The sequence below is a fragment of the Oscillatoria sp. HE19RPO genome (assembly GCF_024220515.1).
Classification (GTDB): domain Bacteria; phylum Cyanobacteriota; class Cyanobacteriia; order Cyanobacteriales; family Laspinemataceae; genus Laspinema.
In genome coordinates this window covers 1-4,452 of sequence record NZ_JAMXOT010000411.1, presented here as the reverse complement: position 1 = coordinate 4,452, position 4,452 = coordinate 1, and the positions used below count along the sequence as shown (strand labels likewise).

The following is a 4,452-nucleotide window of genomic DNA, read 5'->3' as shown; positions in this document are numbered from 1 at the left end:
GCAATGCGCAGGCCCTCCGGAGGGCCTGCGCATTGCGCCCCTACAGATACCTTCCTTTCAGTTAAACGGTTGGAGGATTTATATTTTGCAATTCCCTGATCTCTTTTCTCTCATGTTTCTCTAATGGTCCTCTCCAGATCGTTTGGGGAGGGTCGGGTCCATCAGTAACTCGACCCTCCCGAGGGACCCTCTGATTGTCGTTCTCGGGTTCCCCTCCTGTCCAAAGGGTCCCTACATGGCTCGGGATTGGCGACGATCGCCGGATCAACCCCTGAGGCGATCGCCTCTCCCCTGACTCACTGCTGCTGTAGAGTTTCAGTCTCTCCCACTCCCTATTCCCTATTCCCTACTCTAGGGTCGCTGTCGTTAAAGTCGTTAAATTAGTGTCAGAGTATCCGTATTATCCAAGGCTAAAAAATCAGATCCACTGCGGATATTCTGATTAACACTGGATTCCACAGTCTCCTCTGTAGGCGTGCTAAACAAATCCGCCAACCCTGTCTCAAATAGATTATTAGTTGCTGTAAAATTCTCATTTGTCGAAGTCGTATCATCTTCCACTGGCGGACGTTCGATAGAAATCGGTTGTCCAGAACTATCCACAAAATCAGCCCCAGTGAAACTAGAAGCAGAGACACCCGATACCAGAGCAATAATCCGTTGCGTATCTCTAAGCAAAATCGCCGTACTAGAGGTGAGACTATTGTCTGGACCAACGTTCGTAATATTTTGAAAGTCCAGATTCCCGAATTCTAAACCCTCTCCTAATGCTAAGAAATCCTCTTGAGGGTTATAGTCAGTAATCAGATCTACCCCAGCATTTAACTGCAACACAAAATAGTCAGACCCGGTGCTACCCGTCAAAGTATCCGCACCTAAATCCCCGAATAGCCAATCACTTCCTGCACCTCCAAAAAGGCTGTCATCCCCCCGTCCACCATAGAGGGTATCTTCACCGTCTCCCCCCTCTAAGGTATCGTTACCGATGTTTCCATTTAAGATATCATTTCCTAAATCCCCAAATAGCAGGTCATTTCCGTCTTCTCCAAACAACTGATCATCATCCCGTCCGCCATAGAGGGTATCGTCTCCCTCTCCCCCGAGGAGCAGATCGTCGCCTTTATTGCCAAATAACACATCATCACCCGTTTCTCCAAAGAGGGTATCATCCCCATTTTCCCCAAGGAGAGTGTCGTTATCAACCCCACCCTGGACAATATCATTTCCGTCTCCCCCGTAGAGGATATCCCGTCCCGCCTCGCCTAATAGCAGATCGTTTCCCGATTCCCCAAATAGGGTGTCATTGTCTAAGTTCCCAAACAGGGTATCATTCCCACTGCCGCCATAAACGATGTCATTTCCTTGACCCCCAAACAGGTAGTCATCTCCTTCTCGGCCATTGATGAGGTCAGCCCCCTGGTTGCCGTTGATGGTATTATTTCCTGAGCTTCCGTCGATTGTATCTTCACCTTTTAAGCCCAGAATTGAATCGGATTCAACGGTTCCCAAGATGAGATCAGCTTGCTCTGTGCCAATTATATTAGCCATATTCGATTACGGGTTTCCTGAATTTACAACAGAATAAAACAGACTCAATTATTTTAGCAGTTTTAAGGATTGCGCCCGGTAGCCCAGTCTCCCAAAAATTCCCGAATATTTACATTTGGACAAGCGCCTTCGGTCTATTATTGGTTGACCCGATCGCTGTGAACCTGGGGATGGTGTCGATTCATGAACTCTTGGCCTAAAATCTCTCACAAATCTCTCCTTTAAAGGGGAGGAACTTTTCCTCACTCATCTGTTTTAACGGGTCTGATCTCTCCAGTTTTTTGATAAAATCTTAAACGCTTAGGACTCAGATGAGTCGGTAATCCCCGAGTGCAAAACCTGATGAGTCAATCTATCTTTTGCTCTGATTCTCTGAGGATCGATTAGGATCCTTGCTAAGTCGATATTTCTTTAACAATTATTCTGGTTTGAGGCACTGATTTATGAGTTCTGCACCGATCTCTCTCCCGGTGAATGGTAGCCCGATTAAGTTTGGGACCGATGGTTGGCGGGGTGTGATTGCCGCTGATTTTACCTTTGCGCGGGTGGTCCGGGTGGCAGCGATCGCCGCCCAGGTTTTAGAGGAAGTTTACGGACCCTCCACGGGAAGCCGGACCATTATCGTCGGGTTCGATCGCCGTTTTATGGCGGAAACCTTTGCCCAAGCAGCGGCTGAGTCGATCCAATCCGTCGGATTTGATGTGATGCTATCGGAAACCTACGCCCCAACCCCCGCCTTTAGTTGGTTAGCCAACCAACGCAAGGCCCTCGGCGCAATTGTCTTAACCGCTTCCCATAATCCCGCCGCCTACCTCGGCTTAAAAGTCAAGGGCGCATTTGGAGGTTCAGTCCCTCCGGAAGTCACCCAACGAATTGAAGCGCAACTGGCCAAGGAAAACCCTCTAGGGTCTGCTTCCCCTTCCCCCGGAAAATTAGAGAAGTTCAATATCTGGCCGAGTTACTGCGAAATGCTGCGCTCAATGGTGGATATTGCCCGAATTAAAGAGGCAGTCGCCCAAGGTCAACTCACGGTATTTGTAGATGCCATGCATGGCGCGGGAGCCACGGGATTGGGTAAAATCCTAGAGGTCCCGGTGCAGGAAATCAACAGCGATCGCGACCCCCTCTTTGATGGCGGTGCCCCAGAACCCCTGCCGCGCTACCTCTCCTCCCTGTTCCGCCAGATGCGAACCCACCGGCGATCGGTCAACCCCGGTTTATCGGTCGGATTTGTCTTCGATGGCGATGCCGATCGCATTGCTGCCGTTGATGGCGATGGCACCTTCCTCAGTTCCCAAATCTTGATCCCCGTTTTAATCGAACATCTGGCGAAACGGCGCGGATTTATGGGGGCCATCATCAAAACCGTCAGTGGTTCCGACCTGATTCCCCGGGTGGCCAAATTGTACGACAGGCCCCTGATGGAAACCCCGATCGGTTTCAAATATATCGCCGATCGGATGCTAGAAAATCGCGTCCTGATTGGCGGCGAAGAGTCTGGCGGCATTGGATATGGCACCCATGTCCCGGAACGGGATGCCTTGCTCTCCTCCCTGTACCTCCTAGAGGCGATCGTTCACTCTGGCTTAGAATTAGGAACCCTCTATCGTCGCGCTCAGGAGCAAGCTGACTATCACTTCAGCTATGACCGCATTGATTTACCCTTGAGCAGTATGGCCGTGGCCGATCGCCTGCGAGAACAACTCAAAACCACCACCTTGACGGAAATCGCCGGTCAATCGGTGGTGGATTGTCTAACCATTGATGGCTACAAATTCCGCTTAAGCGATGGTAGTTGGTTGCTGATTCGGTTTAGCGGTACTGAGCCGGTTTTGCGACTCTATTGCGAAGCACCCACCCTGGCCCAAGTCCGTGATACCTTAGCTTGGGCCAAACAATGGGCCGAGGGAGTTTAGCTTACAAGAGTAGGTCTTTTAGGTTCAGGGGGATTTGTCTCGCATTTCCGGTCCCCTCCCCTTGGCAAGGGGAGGGTTAGGGTGGGGTCCTCCCTCGGAACCGTCAACCCCCAATTGCTGAAACCGTTGCTACTACATCCTTCGTTTTGACTATGACTTTAGAATCACAACCTGAAACGCAAAAAATCTTGGTGGTTGCCACGAGCAATCCCGGTAAGCTGGAAGAAATGGAGGCCTATTTGGGAGACTTGGGCTGGAAATTGCAGCTCAAACCCCCGGAAATTGACGTGGAGGAGACCGGCGAGACCTTTATGGAGAATGCAATCCTCAAGGCCTCGGAGGTAGCGATCGCCACGGGACAATGGGCGATCGCCGATGATTCGGGGTTGGCTGTGGATGCTCTCGATGGCAGTCCTGGAATTTTTTCCGCGCGCTATGGTGCAACAGACCCCGAGCGGATTGATCGGCTGCTGTTTGAGTTAGGCAGTGAACTAAATCGAGAGGCGCAGTTTGTCTGTGCAGTGGCGATCGCCCGTCCCGATGGTTCGATTGCCTTACAAGCTGAAGGGATTTGTCCGGGCCGGATCCTCCACCGTCCCCGGGGAAATAACGGGTTTGGTTACGACCCCATTTTTTACCACACCGAACAGCGTCAGTCCTTTGCGGAAATGGACCCTGAGACTAAAAAACGGCTGAGTCATCGCGGTTTGGCCTTTAAGATTCTCCTGCCTGAGTTGGCTACCTTAGATTTTTCATAAAAAATCCCCCTCCAACTGAACTTGGGGGGAGATTTGAGGAGAACGGAGAATTGAGTCTCAAGTCTGGAGTCTTAATTCTTTCTCAAGGTTCTAAGGGAGTCCAAAAAAATAAATTATCCAAGTTCTGCGGTGAAAAACTTGACTCTTCAGCCTGCGTAGGCAGGCTTTGTCCGTATAGCCCCACCCTTGAGGGTGTGGGTTTTGGGTATTTTATTTTTTGGAGTTCCCTA

General features: G+C 50.5%; 3 protein-coding genes. 2 read left to right on the top strand and 1 reads right to left on the bottom strand.

Translation table 11 applies throughout. The features are described 5' to 3' along the window. Positions 1-375 precede the first annotated feature (375 nt). Entirely contained in the window at positions 376-1,548 is a 1,173-nt protein-coding gene (locus NG833_RS28195; protein WP_254568587.1) for a calcium-binding protein, read from the bottom strand. A 443-nt stretch (positions 1,549-1,991) separates the two neighbouring features. Here NG833_RS28195 and NG833_RS28190 point away from each other — a divergent pair, with 443 nt between their 5' ends. Together NG833_RS28190 and rdgB are read left to right on the top strand one after the other, a co-directional pair. Then, the gene (locus NG833_RS28190) at positions 1,992-3,464 is read left to right on the top strand and encodes a phosphoglucomutase/phosphomannomutase family protein (protein WP_254568586.1); all 1,473 of its coding nucleotides are present in this window, start codon (positions 1,992-1,994) and stop codon (positions 3,462-3,464) included. A gap of 152 nt (positions 3,465-3,616) precedes the next feature. After that, positions 3,617-4,222: an RdgB/HAM1 family non-canonical purine NTP pyrophosphatase gene (rdgB, locus tag NG833_RS28185; RefSeq protein ID WP_254568585.1), complete on the top strand. Its 606-nt coding sequence runs from the start codon at positions 3,617-3,619 to the stop codon at positions 4,220-4,222. Positions 4,223-4,452 lie beyond the last annotated feature (230 nt).

Coding starts and splice junctions, on each gene's coding strand:
- NG833_RS28195 (WP_254568587.1), bottom strand. CDS start 1,548: ATGGCTAATATAATTGGCACAGAGCAAGCTGATCTCATCTTGGGAACC.
- NG833_RS28190 (WP_254568586.1), top strand. CDS start 1,992: ATGAGTTCTGCACCGATCTCTCTCCCGGTGAATGGTAGCCCGATTAAG.
- rdgB (WP_254568585.1), top strand. CDS start 3,617: ATGACTTTAGAATCACAACCTGAAACGCAAAAAATCTTGGTGGTTGCC.